The sequence below is a fragment of the Actinoplanes hulinensis genome (assembly GCF_019429605.1).
Lineage (GTDB): Bacteria > Actinomycetota > Actinomycetes > Mycobacteriales > Micromonosporaceae > Actinoplanes > Actinoplanes campanulatus.
Window position 1 is genome coordinate 246,066 of record NZ_JAHXZI010000005.1, and the last position, 16,388, is coordinate 262,453.

Annotated in this window: 14 protein-coding genes; 12 read left to right on the forward strand and 2 right to left on the reverse strand. The window is 72.7% G+C overall.

Features of this window, described 5'->3' with window-relative positions; genetic code table 11:
- Window positions 1–157 precede the first annotated feature (157 nt).
- From KZ829_RS11735 to KZ829_RS11750, 4 genes are all read left to right on the forward strand, one after another.
- On the forward strand, window positions 158–1,198 hold the full coding sequence (locus KZ829_RS11735; protein WP_220143876.1) for a LacI family DNA-binding transcriptional regulator: 1,041 nt from the start codon (window positions 158–160) through the stop codon (window positions 1,196–1,198).
- Complete coding sequence (gene bluB, locus KZ829_RS11740) at window positions 1,198–1,824, forward strand: 5,6-dimethylbenzimidazole synthase (protein WP_372453861.1); 627 nt, start codon at window positions 1,198–1,200, stop codon at window positions 1,822–1,824. Before KZ829_RS11735 ends, bluB begins: the two co-directional genes overlap by 1 nt.
- The gene (locus tag KZ829_RS11745) at window positions 1,821–2,639 is read left to right on the forward strand and encodes a DUF72 domain-containing protein (RefSeq protein WP_220143878.1); all 819 of its coding nucleotides are present in this window, start codon (window positions 1,821–1,823) and stop codon (window positions 2,637–2,639) included. Before bluB ends, KZ829_RS11745 begins: the two co-directional genes overlap by 4 nt.
- Window positions 2,640–2,714: 75 nt before the next feature.
- The gene (locus KZ829_RS11750) at window positions 2,715–3,146 is read left to right on the forward strand and encodes a hypothetical protein (RefSeq protein WP_220143879.1); all 432 of its coding nucleotides are present in this window, start codon (window positions 2,715–2,717) and stop codon (window positions 3,144–3,146) included.
- Between the two features lie 47 nt (window positions 3,147–3,193).
- Here KZ829_RS11750 and KZ829_RS11755 read toward each other — a convergent pair whose 3' ends face one another.
- A complete protein-coding gene (locus tag KZ829_RS11755) occupies window positions 3,194–4,075 on the reverse strand; it encodes a poly(ethylene terephthalate) hydrolase family protein (RefSeq protein ID WP_220143880.1) in 882 nt (293 codons plus the stop codon).
- Between the two features lie 250 nt (window positions 4,076–4,325).
- Between KZ829_RS11755 and KZ829_RS11760 the strand changes: the two genes are divergently transcribed.
- The 3 genes from KZ829_RS11760 (at window position 4,326) to KZ829_RS11770 (ending at window position 7,444) form a co-directional block, all read left to right on the forward strand.
- Window positions 4,326–5,438 carry an RNA ligase RtcB family protein gene (locus KZ829_RS11760; protein WP_220143881.1) on the forward strand — a complete coding sequence of 371 codons (1,113 nt, stop codon included), beginning with the start codon at window positions 4,326–4,328 and terminating at the stop codon, window positions 5,436–5,438.
- Between the two features lie 616 nt (window positions 5,439–6,054).
- Entirely contained in the window at window positions 6,055–6,747 is a 693-nt protein-coding gene (gene prfH, locus KZ829_RS11765) for a peptide chain release factor H (RefSeq protein ID WP_220143882.1), read from the forward strand.
- Between the two features lie 25 nt (window positions 6,748–6,772).
- Window positions 6,773–7,444 carry an SDR family NAD(P)-dependent oxidoreductase gene (locus KZ829_RS11770; protein WP_220143883.1) on the forward strand — a complete coding sequence of 224 codons (672 nt, stop codon included), beginning with the start codon at window positions 6,773–6,775 and terminating at the stop codon, window positions 7,442–7,444.
- 198 nt (window positions 7,445–7,642) lie between these two features.
- Here KZ829_RS11770 and KZ829_RS11775 read toward each other — a convergent pair whose 3' ends face one another.
- Window positions 7,643–7,819 carry an Lrp/AsnC ligand binding domain-containing protein gene (locus KZ829_RS11775; protein WP_308285439.1) on the reverse strand — a complete coding sequence of 59 codons (177 nt, stop codon included), beginning with the start codon at window positions 7,817–7,819 and terminating at the stop codon, window positions 7,643–7,645.
- A 230-nt stretch (window positions 7,820–8,049) separates the two neighbouring features.
- Between KZ829_RS11775 and KZ829_RS11780 the strand changes: the two genes are divergently transcribed.
- From KZ829_RS11780 to KZ829_RS11800, 5 genes are all read left to right on the forward strand, one after another.
- Window positions 8,050–8,364, forward strand: a complete 315-nt coding sequence (locus KZ829_RS11780) for an MFS transporter (RefSeq protein ID WP_220143884.1) — start codon at window positions 8,050–8,052, stop codon at window positions 8,362–8,364.
- Between the two features lie 30 nt (window positions 8,365–8,394).
- A complete protein-coding gene (locus tag KZ829_RS11785; RefSeq protein WP_308285450.1) occupies window positions 8,395–10,053 on the forward strand; it encodes an ABC transporter ATP-binding protein in 1,659 nt (552 codons plus the stop codon).
- Entirely contained in the window at window positions 10,050–11,771 is a 1,722-nt protein-coding gene (locus KZ829_RS11790) for an ABC transporter ATP-binding protein (RefSeq protein WP_220143885.1), read from the forward strand. Before KZ829_RS11785 ends, KZ829_RS11790 begins: the two co-directional genes overlap by 4 nt.
- 1,207 nt (window positions 11,772–12,978) lie before the next feature.
- Window positions 12,979–15,009, forward strand: a complete 2,031-nt coding sequence (locus KZ829_RS11795; protein WP_220143886.1) for a bifunctional aldolase/short-chain dehydrogenase — start codon at window positions 12,979–12,981, stop codon at window positions 15,007–15,009.
- Window positions 15,006–16,385: a rhamnulokinase gene (locus KZ829_RS11800; RefSeq protein WP_220143887.1), complete on the forward strand. Its 1,380-nt coding sequence runs from the start codon at window positions 15,006–15,008 to the stop codon at window positions 16,383–16,385. The genes KZ829_RS11795 and KZ829_RS11800 overlap by 4 nt, the downstream gene beginning before the upstream one ends.
- Window positions 16,386–16,388 lie beyond the last annotated feature (3 nt).

A 16,388-nucleotide genomic window follows, 5' to 3' on the forward strand; every position in this document is an offset into this window, starting at 1 on the left:
CCACCCAGCCTTTACGCTGGATGACGAGGCCCTCCCGGACCAGGCGGAAGAGTGCCTCGCGGATCGGTACACCTTCGTGGCTCCGGGCGGACTTGAAATGTTTCAATCGGCGTGTTTGACTTCTGGTCGAATCACCCACTGCCAGGAAGGGCACACGTTGACTCCGCACCCGCGCAACGGTCGAGCCCCGTCGGTCAAGGACGTCGCCGCTGCCGCGGGCGTCTCCCTCGGCACCGTCTCCAACGTCCTCAACCGGCCGTCCGTGGTCAGCACCGCCACCCGGGAGCGGGTCGAGCGGGCCATGGCCGAGCTCGGATTCGTGCGCAACGAGTCGGCCCGCCAACTGCGCGCCGGGACCAGCCGGGCGCTGGCGTATGTGATGCTCGACGGCGGCAACCCGTTCTTCCACGACGTCGCCGAGGGCATCGAGACCGCCGCCGAGGCCGCCGACCTGTCGCTGTTCGTGTGCAACTCCAACGGCCGCGCCGACCGCGAGGCCAAGCACATCGACCGGCTCGTCCAGCAGCGGGTGCAGGGGATACTGATCACCCCGGTCGACCCGGACGCCGGCCACCTGGCCGAGATCGCCCAGCGCGGCATCCCGTTCGTGCTGGTCGACCGGTTCAGCCGGTCCGGCGGGCACTGTTCGGTCGCCGTCGACGACGTGCTCGGCGGCCGGATCGCCGTCGAGCATCTGATCGACCGCGGGCACCGGCGGGTCGCGTTCGTCGGCGGGCCGTCCAGCATCGGGCAGGTCCGCGAGCGGCTCCAGGGGGCGCGCGCCGTGTGGGCCGAGTTCGGCATGCCCGAGGAGGACCTGATCCACCTGCCGACCGAGGCGATGACGGTCAACGAGGGCCGATCGGCGGGGGAGCGGCTCGCCGGGCTGCCCAGCCGCCGCCGGCCGACCGCCGCGTTCTGCGCCAACGACCTGCTCGCGCTCGGCCTGCTCCAGCACGCCGTCACGGCCGGGCTGCGGGTGCCCGACGACCTGGCCATCGTCGGGTTCGACGACATCGACTTCGCGGCCGCCGCGGCCGTCCCGCTCACCTCGGTCCGCCAGCCGCGGCAGGAGCTCGGGCGGACCGCGGCGCGGCTGGTGCTGGACGAGGCAACCAACCCGGATCATGTGCACGAGCAGGCCACCTTCGTGCCGGCGCTGGTGGCCCGGGCGTCCACCGGTACCGTACGACGGTGATCCACGACCTGTACGAGGTCATCCACCGCCGCCGTGACGTCCGCGGCGAGTTCACCGGAGAGCCTGTCCCCGGCGACGTCCTCGACCGTGTCCTGAGTGCCGCGCACGCCGCGCCCAGCGTCGGCCTGTCTCAGCCGTGGGACTTCGTGATCGTGCGCTCCGATGACGTGCGGAAGGCCTTCCACCAGCACGTTCACGCGGAACGGGACACGTTCGCGGCGAGTTTGGCGGCCGAGGCCGCGGGCCGCTTCGCCCGTATCAAGATCGACGGAGTGCTGGAGTCCAGCCTGTCGATCGTGGTCACCTACGACGCCTCCCGCGGTGGGCCGGCGGTCCTCGGGCGGCACGCCATCGCCGACGCCGGGCTCTACTCGTCGTGCCTGGCCATCCAGAACCTGTGGCTGGCCGCCACCGCCGAAGGACTCGGCGTCGGGTGGGTGTCGTTCTACCGGGAGGAGTTCCTGCGTGAGCTGCTCGGCATCCCGGACGGGGTGCGGCCGGTGGCGTGGCTCTGCGTCGGGCCGGTCACCCATCTGGAACGCGTCCCCGACCTGGAACGGCACGGGTGGCGGCAGCGGCGGCCGCTCAGCGAGGCCGTGCACGCCGACCGGTGGGGTGGATCGTGAGGCTGCACGTCGGGTGTGCGATGTGGAACCTGAAAGCGTGGCAGTTCCCGCAGCCCGCGCTGAGCACCTACGCGAGCTGGTGCGACGCGGTGGAGGGGAACACGACGTTCTACGCGACGCCCTCGTCGCGGACGGTCGCCGCGTGGGCCGCCGCGACTCCCGCTGACTTCCGGTTCGTGCTCAAGCTGCCGCGGTCGGTGACGCACGGCGGCGGGCTCTCCCACAATGCGGAGATGTCGGAATTCATTCGGGTGATCGAGCCGCTCGGAGCCCGTACCCATGCTCTGTGGGTGCAGTTGCCCGGGTCCTTCGGACCGGGCGATCTCGCGGCTCTCGCACGCTTTCTGCGGGGTCTTCCCGATCATTTCCGGTACGCGGTAGAGGTTCGCGATCCTGCCTTCTTCCACTCGCCCGGCCCGCTCGAGGAGACGCTGGCCGAGATCGGGGCGGAGTGGGTCCCGTTCGACACCACCGAGTTCTTCCGCACCCCGCCGGGCAGCGACGCCGAACGGGACGCGTGGATGAAGAAGCCCCGCATGCCGCTGCGCACCGCCGCCCTGACCGACCGTCCGATCGTCCGCTACCTGGGCCGTGACTCGGTCGAGCGGACCGTCGCCGGCTGGCAGCGGTGGGTGCCGATCGTCGCCGGGTGGCTGCGCGAGGGGCGGTCGCCGACGTTCTTCGTCCACACGCCGGACAATGTGGACGCGCCTACGCTGTGCCGGCGCTTCCACGACGAGGTGCGGGCGCTGGCGCCGGCACTCACGCCACTGCCGGACATCGTGGAACCCGAGGCCCCGCTCACCCTGTTCTGAGTCCCCGGCTGGTCGTGAGTGCTGTTTCGCGGGCCGCGGGACAGCCCTGACAGCCGGCCCGATAGATTGCCGTCCATGATCAAGACTCGGCGGTCCGTGGGTGGCCGCCTCTGGGGCGGGGCGCAGTGGGCGCTGATCGGGATGTACCTTCTCGGCTCCTTCGGCATCCTGCTGCTGGCCGTCGTGCGCAGCGGAGACTGGGGCGCCCTGCTGGACCCGGGCCTGGAGCGTCTCGACGACCCGAAGGTCTCGGTTCCGCTGGGCTGGGACTCGTTCGCCAACCCGCTCGTCTGGATCTTCGGCGTGGCCAGGCTGATCGCCCTCCTGATCGTCCCGGTGGCGGCGTTCGGCGTGATCCTCGGCGGGCTGTCGGCGGCGGCCGCCCGCCGCGGCGGCGACCGGCAGCGGCTCAACCGGTCCCTGCTGCGGATCGTGATCTGGGTGGTGCTGTTCGCGGTGGCGTTCAGCCCCTACGGCGAACAGCTGCACAACTGGCTGGCGGACTGATGTGCCGGAGCCCGGCGCGGGTGCGCCGGGCTCCGGGCTGGGAAGGGTCAGGCGTGCGGGCAGGTGGCGCGGTACTCCTGGATGGCCGTGCCGGACGGCGCCGGGCACAGGAACTGGTCGTAGCGGGTGTCGTTGTCGATGAACCGCTTGATCCAGGACAGGCTGTACTTGGCGGCCGTCACGTTCTGACCCGAGGTCGGGGCGGAGTGGGACGCGTTGTTCAGCTCCAGGTACGCCTTGTCCGGAGCGCTCGACATGCTCGTGTAGAAGGGTTCCGAGTGCGACGACACCGGGGCCACCGTGTCGTTCTCGGCGCCGACGATCAGGGTCGGTACGCGTACCGTCGACCAGCTCTTGGTGCCGTGATACGGGGTGAGCGGCACCGCGGCCTGCAACGCGGGACGGGTCCGGGCCGCCGCCAGGCTGCCGCCGCCGCCCATCGAGTGGCCCATCACGCCGAGCCGGCTCGCGTCGATGCGGGTGCGTACCGAACTGCTCCCGGTCAGGTAGTCGAGCGCCGCCAGCAGCTGGGTGCCGCGGCTGTCCGGCTGGTCCAGTGTGCTCAGCGTGTCGATGGTGATCACCACGAAGCCCTGTGAGGCCAGGCGCGGACCGAGCCAGGCGACGCTGGACTGGCTCGCCGTGAAGCCGGGGGAGATGGCCACCGCGCCGAACGTGCCGGCGCTGGTGTCGGTCGGGTAGTAGATCGTGCCGCCGCCGAAGCCGGAGACGCTGGACCGCGCCACGGTGACCTGGGCGATGGCGAACGAACCGCGGGCGGCCTCGATGCTCGCGTTGGTGGGGGCGGGGCCGCGTTCATACGGATTGGCCGCGAGAGCCGGTGCCGCGGGGACCGTCAGCGCTGCCGCGGTCGCCGCGAATGCGGCTGTGAGCAGGGAAAATGTCCGGCGAAGGGTGGGGACGGGCATGGGAACTCCCTAGGGTGTAGGGCTCCTGTATCGATGGATATGAATAGGGTTAACTCGCCAGTAACAAGCTGGTAATCCCATCCGGTACCTGCCGCCGTGGTATGCCGCCGGAAATTCGCTTGCCGTGCCCGCGGTGATCCGCGAGGGTGGGCGGCATGACGTACTGAGGCACTTCACCAGCGCATCCCTCGCGGCCCCGGGGCACATCTGACGCCCGGCCGCGCCTCCGTCATGCGAAAGAAGATCTCTTTTGTCTCACGCGCAGTCCGCCACGTCCGCGTCCGTCACCGTCTTCGCCGCACCCGGCAGCTGGATCGAGTCCGGCGCCGTCGCCCAGTGCCACCAGGTCGCCGCCCTGACCGGCATGATCCACGTCGCCGGGATGCCCGACCTGCACCCCGGCAAGGGCGCCCCGATCGGCGCGGCCATGGCCTCCACCGTGCTCTATCCGTTCCTCGTCGGCTCCGACATCGGCTGCGGGATCGCGGTCTACCCGGTCCGGCTCAAGAAGGCCGTCCCGGAACGCGTCGCGGCCCGGTTCCCCGACCTCGACCAGCCCGTCGACCCGGCCGAACTGCCCGGACAGGACATCCCGGCCGGCTGGACCGAGCAGCTCGGCACCGTCGGGCGCGGCAACCACTTCGTCGAACTCGCCCGCGTCGACGCGGTCCTCGACGGCGAGCACGCCGCGCGGCTCGGCCTGACCAGCGGGGACCTGGTGCTCATCGTGCACAGCGGCTCCCGCGGGCTCGGCGAGCGCATCCTGCGGGCACACACCGAGGTGCACGGCGCCGGACCGGCCCCCGACCCCGCCGCCTACCTGGCCGCACACGACGGCGCGGTCCGATGGGGACACCTCAACCGGCGGCTCATGGCCGAACGCGTCGCCGACGCCATCGGCGCCCAACTCGGCGAGCCGGTCACCGACGTCTGCCACAACTCGGTGGAGATCCGCGACGGCGTCTACCTGCACCGCAAGGGCGCCGCACCGGGCGACGGCCGCGACGTGCTCATCGCCGGCACCCGCGGCACCCACTCCTACCTGGTCGCCGGGCACGCCGGGCCGGACGCCGGGCACTCCGTCGCACACGGCGCCGGGCGCAAGATGTCCCGGGCCGACGCACTCCGGCGCGGCCGGGCCAAACACACGGTCGAGGAGCTCCGGCGTACGGCGGTGGGATCCCTCGTCGTATGCGGCGACCGGCAACTGCTGTTCGAGGAGGCGCCCACCGCGTACAAACGGATCGAGCAGGTGATCGGCGACCTCGTCTCGTACGGCCTGGCCACGCCGGTCGTCAGCACGCTGCCGGTGGTCACCTACAAGACCGCCGACCTGGCGCCGCGCCGGGGAGGCCGTCGATGAGCGCGCCCCGGCGGGCCGTCCGCCCGCGCCCGCGACGCCGCCTGACGCTCGGCGCCAGGACCGCCCGGCGGGCCGGCCGGCTCGATCCGCGCCGGCGGCCCGGTCGCCGCTTCCGTGGCTGTCCCTTCGGGATCACCCCGATCCGCCGCCCCACCCTGCGCCGCCTGCCGGCGGGCCGCTTCCGGGTCACCGTCGACGTGGGCGGTCACCCCGATCGGCCCGGTTCCTCCTTCAGGCGTCTCCATCGGGTACGGCGGGTGGCCGCTGCCCGTGTCGGACGGCCGGGCGGTCAGGCCCCGGTCCGCCCCTCCCCGCCCGTTCCCGGCCGGCCGTCCGGCCGCAGTGGGCGTCCCCGCTCCGGCGAAGCGCCTTTCGGTTGGCCGGATCATTCGGCCGGACCTCGCGATGCGGCGTTCGCGCTCTTCGGTGTGCGCGTCGAGCTGGGCGGTCATCTCCGTCCGGTGCGCGCCGCGACCCCCGCTGAGCCCTTCCCGCCGGGCGATTCGACCAGGCCGCGGCGTCCCGGCGGCGACGGGCGGGAAGCCGGCCGGCGGGCGCGACCGGGGGCGCCGGTGGAGAGCCGGGCCGGGTTCGGGCGGGTCATGAGGTGGTTGCGATGACCGTACATCTGCTGTTGTCCGCCGGACGCGGACCGCAAGAGTGCGCCTGGGCCGTGGCGCGGCTGGTCCGCCGGCTGGAAACCGATGCCGGAGGGCGGGAGAAGGTCTCCACCCGGCGGGTGGAGACCGTGGCCGGGGAGCGACCCGGAACCTTCCTGTCGGTGCTGCTGGAGATCACCGGGGACGCGGCGGTGCAGCTTGCGGACTCGTGGACCGGGACGCTGTGCTGGCAGGCGCCGAGCCCCTACCGGACCGGTCCGGGGCGCAAGAACTGGTACGTGACCGCCCAGCAGGTCCGGATCGGGGTGACACCGACCGTCTTCGACGAGGCGGATGTCGACTTCGTGCCGTGCCGCACCGGCGGGCCGGGCGGGCAGCATCGCAACAAGGCCAGTACGGCGGTCCGGGCCACTCATCGCCCGTCCGGAACCGTCGTGGTGGTCGACACCGAGCGACAGTTCAGCCTCAACCGGGGGATCGCGGTGCGGTTGCTGCGGGAACGCCTCGAAGCGGGCGACGCGGCGGCCGGCCGGGCCGTCGAAACCGCACGCTGGCGGGTTCACGACGAGCTGGTGCGCGGCGACCCGGTGCGCATCGAACGGCCGGCCCCCGGATCCGGCAGCTCCCGCGGGGCCAAGGCGAACGGCACCCGCCGTCGTGGGCCGGACGGCGCCCGTCCGCCGGAGTGAGGCGGGCGTGACAGGATCTGCGGTCATGCGTGCCTTGATCGTGGGTAACAGCGACGGCATCGGACTGGCCCTGACACACCGGCTGCTGGCCGAGGGGTGGCAGGTCACCGGGCTGTCGCGGCGGGCCGCGCCGGTCGGTGAACCGGTCGTCGTGGACGTCACCTCGGCCGGCTTCCCGGAGGCGCTGGCCGGGGTGGGAGCCGTCGACCTGTGCGTCTACGCGGCCGGGGTCGGTGAGCTGCTCGGTGGGGACGACTTCGCGGCCCAGACCCGGGCGATCGAGGTGAACCTGCTCGGCGCGGCCCGCACCGTGGAGGCGGTCCTGCCCGGCATGCTGGCCGCCGGGCGGGGCCACTTCATCGGGCTGTCCAGCCTGGCCGACGCGATGATCTCGGCGGACGCTCCCGGCTATGCGGCGTCCAAGGCGGGGCTGACGTCGTACCTGCTCGGGCTCGACGCGGCGCTCCGGCCGCGCGGGGTGGCGGTGACCGCGGTGCGGTTCGGTTTCGTCGACACCAAGATGGCCAAATCGCCGGTCACCCCGTTCAAGATTTCCCCGGAGCGGGCGGTCGACGTCCTCATGCGGTGCGTCCGCACCCGGCCGGCGGTCGTGTCCCACCCCCGTCGGATGGCCGCGGTGACCGGCACGCTCGGCCCCTTGCTGCGAACCGCGGCCCGGCTGCGCCGCTCCCGCTGAGAGCACCGGAGGGCCGCGCCGGGATGGGCGGCGGCCCGAACCGGTGCCGTCGCCCACCCCGTGCGGGGCCGTTCACCGGGCACGGCTGGGAGGCGCCCGCGAACCGCGGTCCCGTGCCGTCCCGATCTTCGACCCTTGTAGAGCATGACGTCTGTCGAGCCGGAATGGTTGCCTCCCGGGCCAGGCGTAACGGGGAATTCACATCGACAGGACGGCCGGTCCGAGTTGTTTCACGTGCCGTAACAACGGGGCGGATTCCACCCGGTCGACGCCGTCGAGGCCGCTGACCCGCTCGGTGAGGTAGCGGTAGAAGGCCGCCATGTCGCGGCGGATCACGGTCGCCATCAGGTTCGTGGCACCGGTGGTGGCAGCCACGAAGACCACCGCGACGGCCGCCACCTAGAGGCTGACCGGGCCTCCGACGACGGCTGGACCGCCCCGTCGGCGCTCCTGCCGATCGCCGCCGGCCTGGCCGGGATGGGCCTGTTCGTGCTGGTGGAGCACCGGTCCGACCATCCCATGCTGGATCTGCGGCTGTTCCGCGACGGCCGGTTCGCCGGGCCAGGCGGCCGCGTTCGCCTACCTGCCCTGCACCACCACCCGCGATGCTGATCCCCGGGCTGATCCTGGTCGGGCTGGGCGTCGGCGCGGTGCTGCCGGTGCTGTCGTCGGCGGTGCTGGCCGCCGTACCGCCGGAGCGCGGCGGCATGGCCGGTGGGGCGCTGAACACGTTCCGGCAACGGGGCTTCGCGTTCGGTGTGGCGGTCTTCGGCTCGTTCTTCCACGAGCGGAACTCCTATGCCGACGGACTCAGCGGCGCGGTCACCCTGGCGGCCGGGTTCACCGTGGTCGCGGCCGTGACGGCGTTCGTGACTGTGCGGGAGAACACCCGTCGGCCGGTGGGAAATCAGGTGACATGAATCTGCGGTTTTCGGCAGCATGTCGGCGTGGTGGATGCGCGTGGCCCGGTGCGGTATCTGTGGTGGCTGGCTCGGCAGGTGAAGGGGCGGGTCGCGCTCGGCGCGCTGTTCGGGACACTGTGGTTCGTCAGTCTGGCCGTCACGCCGTACCTCATCTCGCAGGCGATCGACCGCGGCCTCGCGCCGCGCCGCCCCGGTGTGCTGCTCGCCTGGGCCGCGGTGGTGCTGATCGTCGGGGTGACCAGCGCCGGCCTGGGGATCATGCGGCACCGCAGCATGACGAAGCTGCGGCTGGCCGCCGCGCTGCGCACCGCAGACCTGGTGATGACCCACGCCACCCGGCTCGGTGCGGCCCTGCCCCGCCGGGTCACCACCGGCGAGGTGGTCACCATCGGCATCTCCGACGTGTGGACGGTCGGCCGGGCGATGAACGCGGGCGGCGTCGGGGTGGCCTCGGTCGTCGCGGTCGGCGTGATCGCGTTCCTGCTCCAGCGGGTCTCCGGGCTGCTCGCCCTCGTCGTGGTGGCCGGTGTGCCGGTGCTGGCGCTGGTCATCGGCCCGCTGCTGCGCCGCACCCAGCGGGCCGGCGGCCACTACCGCGAGCACCAGGGCCGGCTCAACGGACGGCTCGTCGACGTGGTCGGCGGCCTGCGCGTGCTCAACGGCCTGGGCGGCAAGGAGGCGCACCAGGCGCGGTACGCGCGGGAGTCGGCCGGGCTGCGCGACGTCGGCTACCGGGTCGGCGGCCCGTCCAGCTGGATCGGCGCGCTCGGCGAGGGCCTCCCGGTGGTCTACCTGGCGGTGGTGATCTGGCTGGCCGCCCGGCTCGCGGTCGGCGGCGGGCTGACCCCCGGCCAGCTGGTGGCGGTGTACGGCTACACCGCCGTGCTGGTCATCCCGGTAAGCGTGTTCATCTTCGTCGGGTTCGACGTCACCCGCGGTGTGATCGCGGCCCGCCGGGTCACCGACTTCCTGCGCCTGCCCACCGACGACCCGGCCGGCGGACCCGCCCCGGAGGGCCCGGCCGTCCTGCACGACCCGGAGTCCGGGGTGTGCGCCGAACCCGGCCGGCTGACCGCCCTCGCCTCGGACCGCCCGGCCGACTCGGCGGCCGTCCTGGAACGCCTCGGCCGCTACCGGGCCGGCGACGCCACCTGGGGCGGCCGGCCGCTCGCCGGCATCGCCCAACCGGAGATCCGGGCCCGGATCCTGGTCGCCGACCACGACGCCCACCTGTTCGCCGGCCCGCTGCGCGAGGTGGTCGCCGGCCCCGGCGAGCCGGACGACGACCGGGTCCGCCGGGCCCTGGACATCGCGGTCGCCCACGACGTCGGCGCCGACCTGGACCGGCCGGTCGACTGGGGCGGGCGCAACCTGTCCGGCGGGCAGCGGCAGCGGGTCCGGCTGGCCCGTGCCCTCTACGCCGACCCGGAGATGCTGCTCGCCGCCGAACCCACCTCGGCCGTCGACGCGCACACGGAGGCCGCGATCGCCGACCGGCTCAGCGCCGCCCGCGCCGGCCGCGGCACCGTCCTGGCCACCACCTCGCCGGTGCTGCTGGATCGCGCCGACACCGTGCACTACCTGGTCGGCGGACGGGTCGCCGCCACCGGCACCCACGCCGAGCTGCTGAGATCCGAACCCGGCTACCGGGCGCTGGTCACCCGCGCCTTCGGCGGCGACGAATGAGAACCCTGCTGCCGGTCGCCTCCCGCCGCGACGTGGCCCGCGCCGCCCGGCGGCTGATCAGGGCGGACGCCAAGGCCGTCGCCGTGTTCCTCACCGTCGCTTCGCTGGCCGCCGTGGCGGGGCTCGGCGGGCCGGCGCTGCTGGGCCGGGTCATCGACACGGTGTCCGCGGGCGGCGGGGCCGGTCAGGTGGACCGGCTGGCCGCCGCCGTGCTCCTGTGCGCCCTGGCCCAGACCCTGCTCGCCCGGTACGCGCTGGCCGCCGCCTACCGGTTCGGCGAACGCACCGCGGCCCGGATCCGGGAGACGTTCCTGCGGCGGGTGCTCGCCCTGCCCGCCGCCGTGGCCGAACGGGTGCCCGCCGGTGACCTCGCGGCCCGCGGCAGCACCGACGTCGACATCGTGGCCAACGCGCTGCGCGATCTGCTTCCGCCGATCTTCGTGGGCGTCGTGCAGATCGTCTTCCTGATCGTGGCGGTCGTGGTGCTCGACCCGCTGCTCGGCCTGGTCGGTGTGATCGGGTTCTCCGGGATCTGGTTCGTGACACGGTGGTTCCTGCGGCGGGCCCGCGACGCGTACCTCACCGAGGGCGAGGCCACCTCCCGGCTCGCCGACGAACTCGCCAACACCACCGGCGGCGCCCGCACCATCGAGGCGTTCGGCCTGCACGCACGGCGGATCGCGGCCGGCGACGAGGCGATCGCCGGGACCCGGCGCACGAGACTGTTCACGCTCGGGCTGCGCAGCGTGTTCTTCCCGCTGGCCGAGTCGTCGTACGCGATCCCGGCGGTCCTCGTGCTCACCCTGGGCGGCCTGATGCACATCGACGGCCGGGTCAGCATCGGCACCGTGGCCGCGGCCGTGCTCTACCTGCGGCAGCTGGTCGGCCCGCTGGACGGCATCCTGATCTTCCTCGACCAGTTGCAGGCCGGCGCCGCGTCCTTCGCCCGCATCGAGGGCCTCGGCTCGGTGCCGGCGCCACCCCCACCGGACGAACGCGCGCCCGACAGCGAGCGGATCGAGATCAGCAACGTTCGGTACGCGTACGACCAGGGCCGTGACGTGCTGCACGACGTCGCCCTGACCGTCCGTCCCGGCGAGCGCCTCGCCCTCGTCGGCCTCTCCGGCGCCGGAAAGTCCACCCTGGGCCGCCTCATCGCCGGTGTCGACCGGCCCACCTCCGGCACCGTCACGGTCGGCGGCGTCCCGATCGCCGACCTGCCACCGGACGAACTACGCCGCCACGTCGTCCTGGTGACCCAGGAACACCACGTCTTCCAGGACACGCTGCGCGCCAACCTGATGGTCGCCGCCCCCGACGAGCGGCTGCGTGAGGCACTGCGCACGGTCGGCGCCGACTGGGCCGACGACCTCGACCGCGACCTCGGCGAACACCCTCTCGACGGCGCGCAGGCCCAGCAGTTGGCGCTGGCCCGGGTGGTGCTCGCCGACCCGCACACGGTCATCCTCGACGAGGCGACCGCGCTGCTCGACCCGACCGCCGCCCGGACCGCCGAACGCGCCCTGGCCGCCGTCCTGCACGAACGCACCGTCATCGCGATCGCCCACCGCCTCCAGACCGCCCACGACGCCGACCGGGTCGCCGTCATGGACGACGGCCGCATCATCGAACTGGGCCGCCACGACGACCTGGTCGCCGCGGACGGCCCCTACGCCGCCCTGTGGCGCTCCTGGCACGGCGGCCGGGTGTCCCGGTGATCGACGCGCCGCCGGCTTTCAACCTCTTGTCCGGTACGCGTGACGCCGCCCCGCCCAACGTGGACCGTCCCGTCGGTGCGGCGCGATCTCGCTGCCCACTCCCGCCTGTGCCGCGCCCGCCGGGCTGAGATCGCTGCCCGGGCGGGCCGGCCCAGTCGCTGTCACCCTCGCCTGCCGCCGCTCACGGCCGTTTGGTCACGCTGGGCGGGTGGTCGCGGTGTCGCCGGCCCGGTTTCCGGGTTGCTCTCGGCCGTTGCGCCGACCGTCCGGCACGGTTTCCGGGTTGTTCTCGGCCGTTGCGCCGACCGCCCGGCACGGTTTCCGGGTTGCTCTCGGCCGTTGCGCCGACCGCCCGGCACGGGTAGTTGCGGTTTTGCCGGCCAGGCACTGCGACAGCCCGCTCTCGGCCGGTCGCCCGGTGCGGGCTGTCGCGCTCACACAAGGGTGGGTGCACACGGCGGCAGTGTCGTGGTCGCCTACGTGGGACATGGCCGCGACGGCCGCCCACGTCACGGCTTTCGTGTGCGCGCACCTCCGAAATCCCGGCCAGCCGGAGCTCGCGTGAGCGAGAGACGCCGTTACCAGCTCATGTGGAGGATCGAGGTAGCCAGAGAGCCTGTTTTCGGAGCGTTCTTGAACGATTTACCACCGCTGTGGGTGGCCAATCGTTCAAGATCGCATAACGTTGGCATCCAAAGCGGGCGTAATGGCCGCCTGATTCCGACCAAGGACCCATTTCGGCCCAGTGCGGCGGCCGGCGGCCCCGTTCGGCGATTCGCCCGACCGGGCGCTTGACGTAGAACCACGAACACCCAAGAAGACTCCCGGGCGGCCACGATCGCCCAGGATCGCGCTGCCCGGCGACGATTTGCCCAAGATCTCGGGTTCCCGTGGCGCGACCGGCATCAGACGTCACCACCCACCTGGCGCGACCGGCGTGACGGCCGGGAGTAGCGCCCGGATGCCTGGCAACCGCAACCGTAACCACGCACTCGGAGCGAGCGGCGGCACATGCCGGGTGTCCCACCGATCTCCGCCCGCCGGGCTGGGCTCGGTGGCCGGGCAGACTGCCGCCGCTCGGTTCGGAGGCCGAGAGTGCGCGAGCGGCTTGTGGAAGGCCGGTAGGGGCTCTTGACCCGGGGTGAGTGGCCGCCGTAATCTACCGGTAACTCTGAAACGTTTCACACCGAACGAAGAGCGGACCTCCATGACCAACCCCGTAGTCTCCGAGCTCATCGCCCGTTCGAACCGCCTCGGCGCGGATCCGCGGACCACCAACTACGCCGGTGGCAACACGTCCGCCAAGGGCGCCGACACCGACCCGGTCACCGGTGAATCGGTCGACCTGGTGTGGGTGAAGGGCTCCGGCGGCGACCTCGGCACGCTGACCGAGAAGGGCCTGGCCGTCCTGCGCCTCGACCGGCTGCGCGCGCTCACCGGCGTCTACCCGGGCATCGACCGTGAGGACGAGATGGTCGCCGCCTTCGACTACTGCCTGCACGGTAAGGGTGGGGCCGCGCCCAGCATCGACACCGCCATGCACGGCCTGGTCGACGCCCCGCACGTGGACCACCTGCACCCGGACGCGGGCATCGCGATCGCCACCGCCGCCGACGGCCCGGCGCTCACCAAGGAGATCTTCGGCGACCGGGTCCTCTGGGTGGACTGGCGCCGGCCCGGCTTCCGGCTCGGCCTGGACATCGCCGCCGCACATCAGGCGAACCCGCAGGCCATCGGGGTCGTCCTGGGCGGGCACGGGATCACCGCGTGGGGTGCGACGAGCGACGAGTGCGAGGCCCACTCGCAGGAGATCATCAACACCGCCGCGGCCTACATCGCGGAGCACGGCCGCAGCGCGCCCTTCGGCGCGACGGTTCGTCAACCCCTCGAAGCGGGCGTACGCCGTGAGCGCGCCGCCGCACTGTTCCCGGTGATCCGGGGTCTCGCCTCCACCGACCGCCCCCAGGTCGGGCACTTCACCGACAGCGACGTGGTGCTGGACTTCGTGGGCTCCGAGCGCCTGGCGGAACTGGCCGCCCTCGGCACCTCCTGCCCCGACCACTTCCTGCGGACGAAGGTGAAGCCACTGGTCGTGGACACCGCGCCGGACGCGCCGCTGGACGAGGTGATCGCCCGCCTCAGGGAGCTGCACGAGGCGTACCGGGCGGACTACCGCGCCTACTACGAGCGGCACGCCACCGCGGACAGCCCGGCGATCCGTGGCGCCGACCCGGCGATCGTGCTGGTTCCGGGCGTGGGCATGTTCTCCTTCGGGGCCAACAAGCAGACCGCCCGGGTGGCCGGCGAGTTCTACGTCAACGCGATCAATGTGATGCGCGGCGCCGAGTCGGTGTCCCGGTACGCGCCGATCGACGAGGCCGAGAAGTTCCGGATCGAGTACTGGGCGCTGGAGGAGGCCAAGCTCCAGCGGATGCCGAAGCCGAAGCCGCTGGCCACCCGGATCGCGCTGGTCACCGGCGCCGGTTCGGGCATCGGCCGGGCGATCGCGCTGCGTCTTGCGGCCGAGGGCGCCTGCGTGGTGGTCAGTGACCGGGACACCGGGGCCGCCGCTACGGTGGCCGCCGAGATCGGCGGGCCGGACGTGGCGGTGGCGGTGAGCCTCGACGTCACCGACGAGGTTGCCGTCGCGAACGCCGTACAGGAAGCGATTGTGGCCTTCGGTGGGGTTGATCTCGTGGTCAACAACGCGGGACTGTCGCTGTCGAAGTCGCTGCTGGACACGACGGCCCGGGACTGGGACCTCCAGCACGACGTGATGGCGAAGGGCTCGTTCCTGGTGTCGCGGGAGACGGCGCGGGTGCTGATCGCGCAGGGCATGGGCGGCGACATCATCTACATCTCCAGCAAGAACTCGATCTTCGCGGGGCCCAACAACGTGGCGTACGGCGCGGCCAAGGCCGACCAGGCGCACCAGGTCCGGCTGCTGGCGGCCGAGCTGGGCCCGTACGGCATCCGGGTCAACGGCATCAACCCGGACGGGGTGGTCCGCGGCTCCGGTATCTTCGCCGGTGGCTGGGGCGCCGACCGGGCCGCCGTCTACGGAGTGCCGGAGGAGAAGCTCGGCGAGTTCTACGCGCAGCGGACCCTGCTCAAGCGTGAGGTGCTGCCCGAGCACATCGCCGGCGCGGTCTTCGCGATAACCGGCGGCGACCTGACCCACACCACCGGCCTGCACGTCCCCGTCGACGCGGGTGTCGCCGCGGCCTTCCTGCGATGAGCTCCTCCTTCGCCGCCGTCGACCTGGGCGCGTCCAGTGGGCGCGTCGTGGTCGGCCGCTTCGGCAACGGCGGCCTCGGCCTCGACGTGGTGCACCGGTTCCCGAACGAGCCGGTGCGCGTCGGCGGCACCCTGCACTGGGACATCCTGTCGCTGTACCGTGGGGTGCTCGACGGGCTGAGAGCCGCCGGGCCGGTGGGCAGCATCGGCATCGACTCGTGGGCCGTCGACTACGGGCTGCTCGACGCCGACGGGGCGCTGCTCGGCAACCCGGTCCACTACCGGGACGGGCGCACCGACGGCGTCGCCGAGCGGGTCCGGGAACTGTACGACGTCTGTGGGCTGCAACGCCTGCCGTTCAACACGGTCTACCAGCTCCTCGCCGCGGAACCGACCGTGCAGTACGGGATGGCCCGCCGGTTCCTGCTCATCCCCGACCTGCTGGCCTACTGGCTGACCGGGGAGATCGGCGCGGAGTACACCAACGCCTCCACGACCGGGCTGCTCGATGTGCGTACCCGGGACTGGGCCTTTGATCTGATCGGTGAGCTGGGGTTGCGCGCCGAGCTGTTGCCGCCGGTGCGGCATCCCGGGTCGACCATCGGGTACCACGAGGGCACGCCCGTGGTGGCGGTCGGATCGCACGACACGGCCAGCGCGGTCGTGGCCGTGCCCGCCTCGGGGACCGATTTCGCGTACATCTCCTGTGGCACCTGGTCGCTGGTCGGCCTGGAGCTGGACCAGCCGGTGCTGAGCCCGCAGTCGCGCCAGGCGAACTTCACCAACGAGGGCGGCGTCGACGGGACGATCCGCTACCTCCGCAACGTCATGGGCTTGTGGCCCCTCCAGGAGTGCCTGCGCGAGTGGGACTCGCCCGGCCTGCCCGAACTGCTGCGAGCGGCGGCGGCCGAGCCGGGTCTCGCCCACGTGGTCGACCTCGACGATCCGCTGTTCCTGCCACCCGGCGACATGGCGGGCCGGCTGCGCAAGGCGGCCGGGCTCCCGGCCGACGCGAGCCGGGCGACGATCGTGCGCTGCATCCTGGACAGCCTGGCGCTCGCGCAACGGCGCGCGCTGCGCCAGGCCCAGGAACTGGCCGGCCGGTCCGTCTCGGTGGTGCACCTGGTCGGCGGCGGCGCGCTCAACGAACTGCTCTGTCAGCTGACCGCGGACGCCTGCGGGCTGCCGGTGCTGGCCGGGCCGGTCGAGGCCACCGCCATCGGCAACCTGCTGGTGCAGGCCCGTGCCGCGGGCGTGGTCGAGGGCGGACCGGATGCGATGCGGGCCCTGGTGCGCGAGACTCAACGCATCGTGCGCTACTCGCCGGGCGGCTCCGAGAAGGACTGGGACGCCGCGGCCGTACGAGTGGGGAGGTGAGAA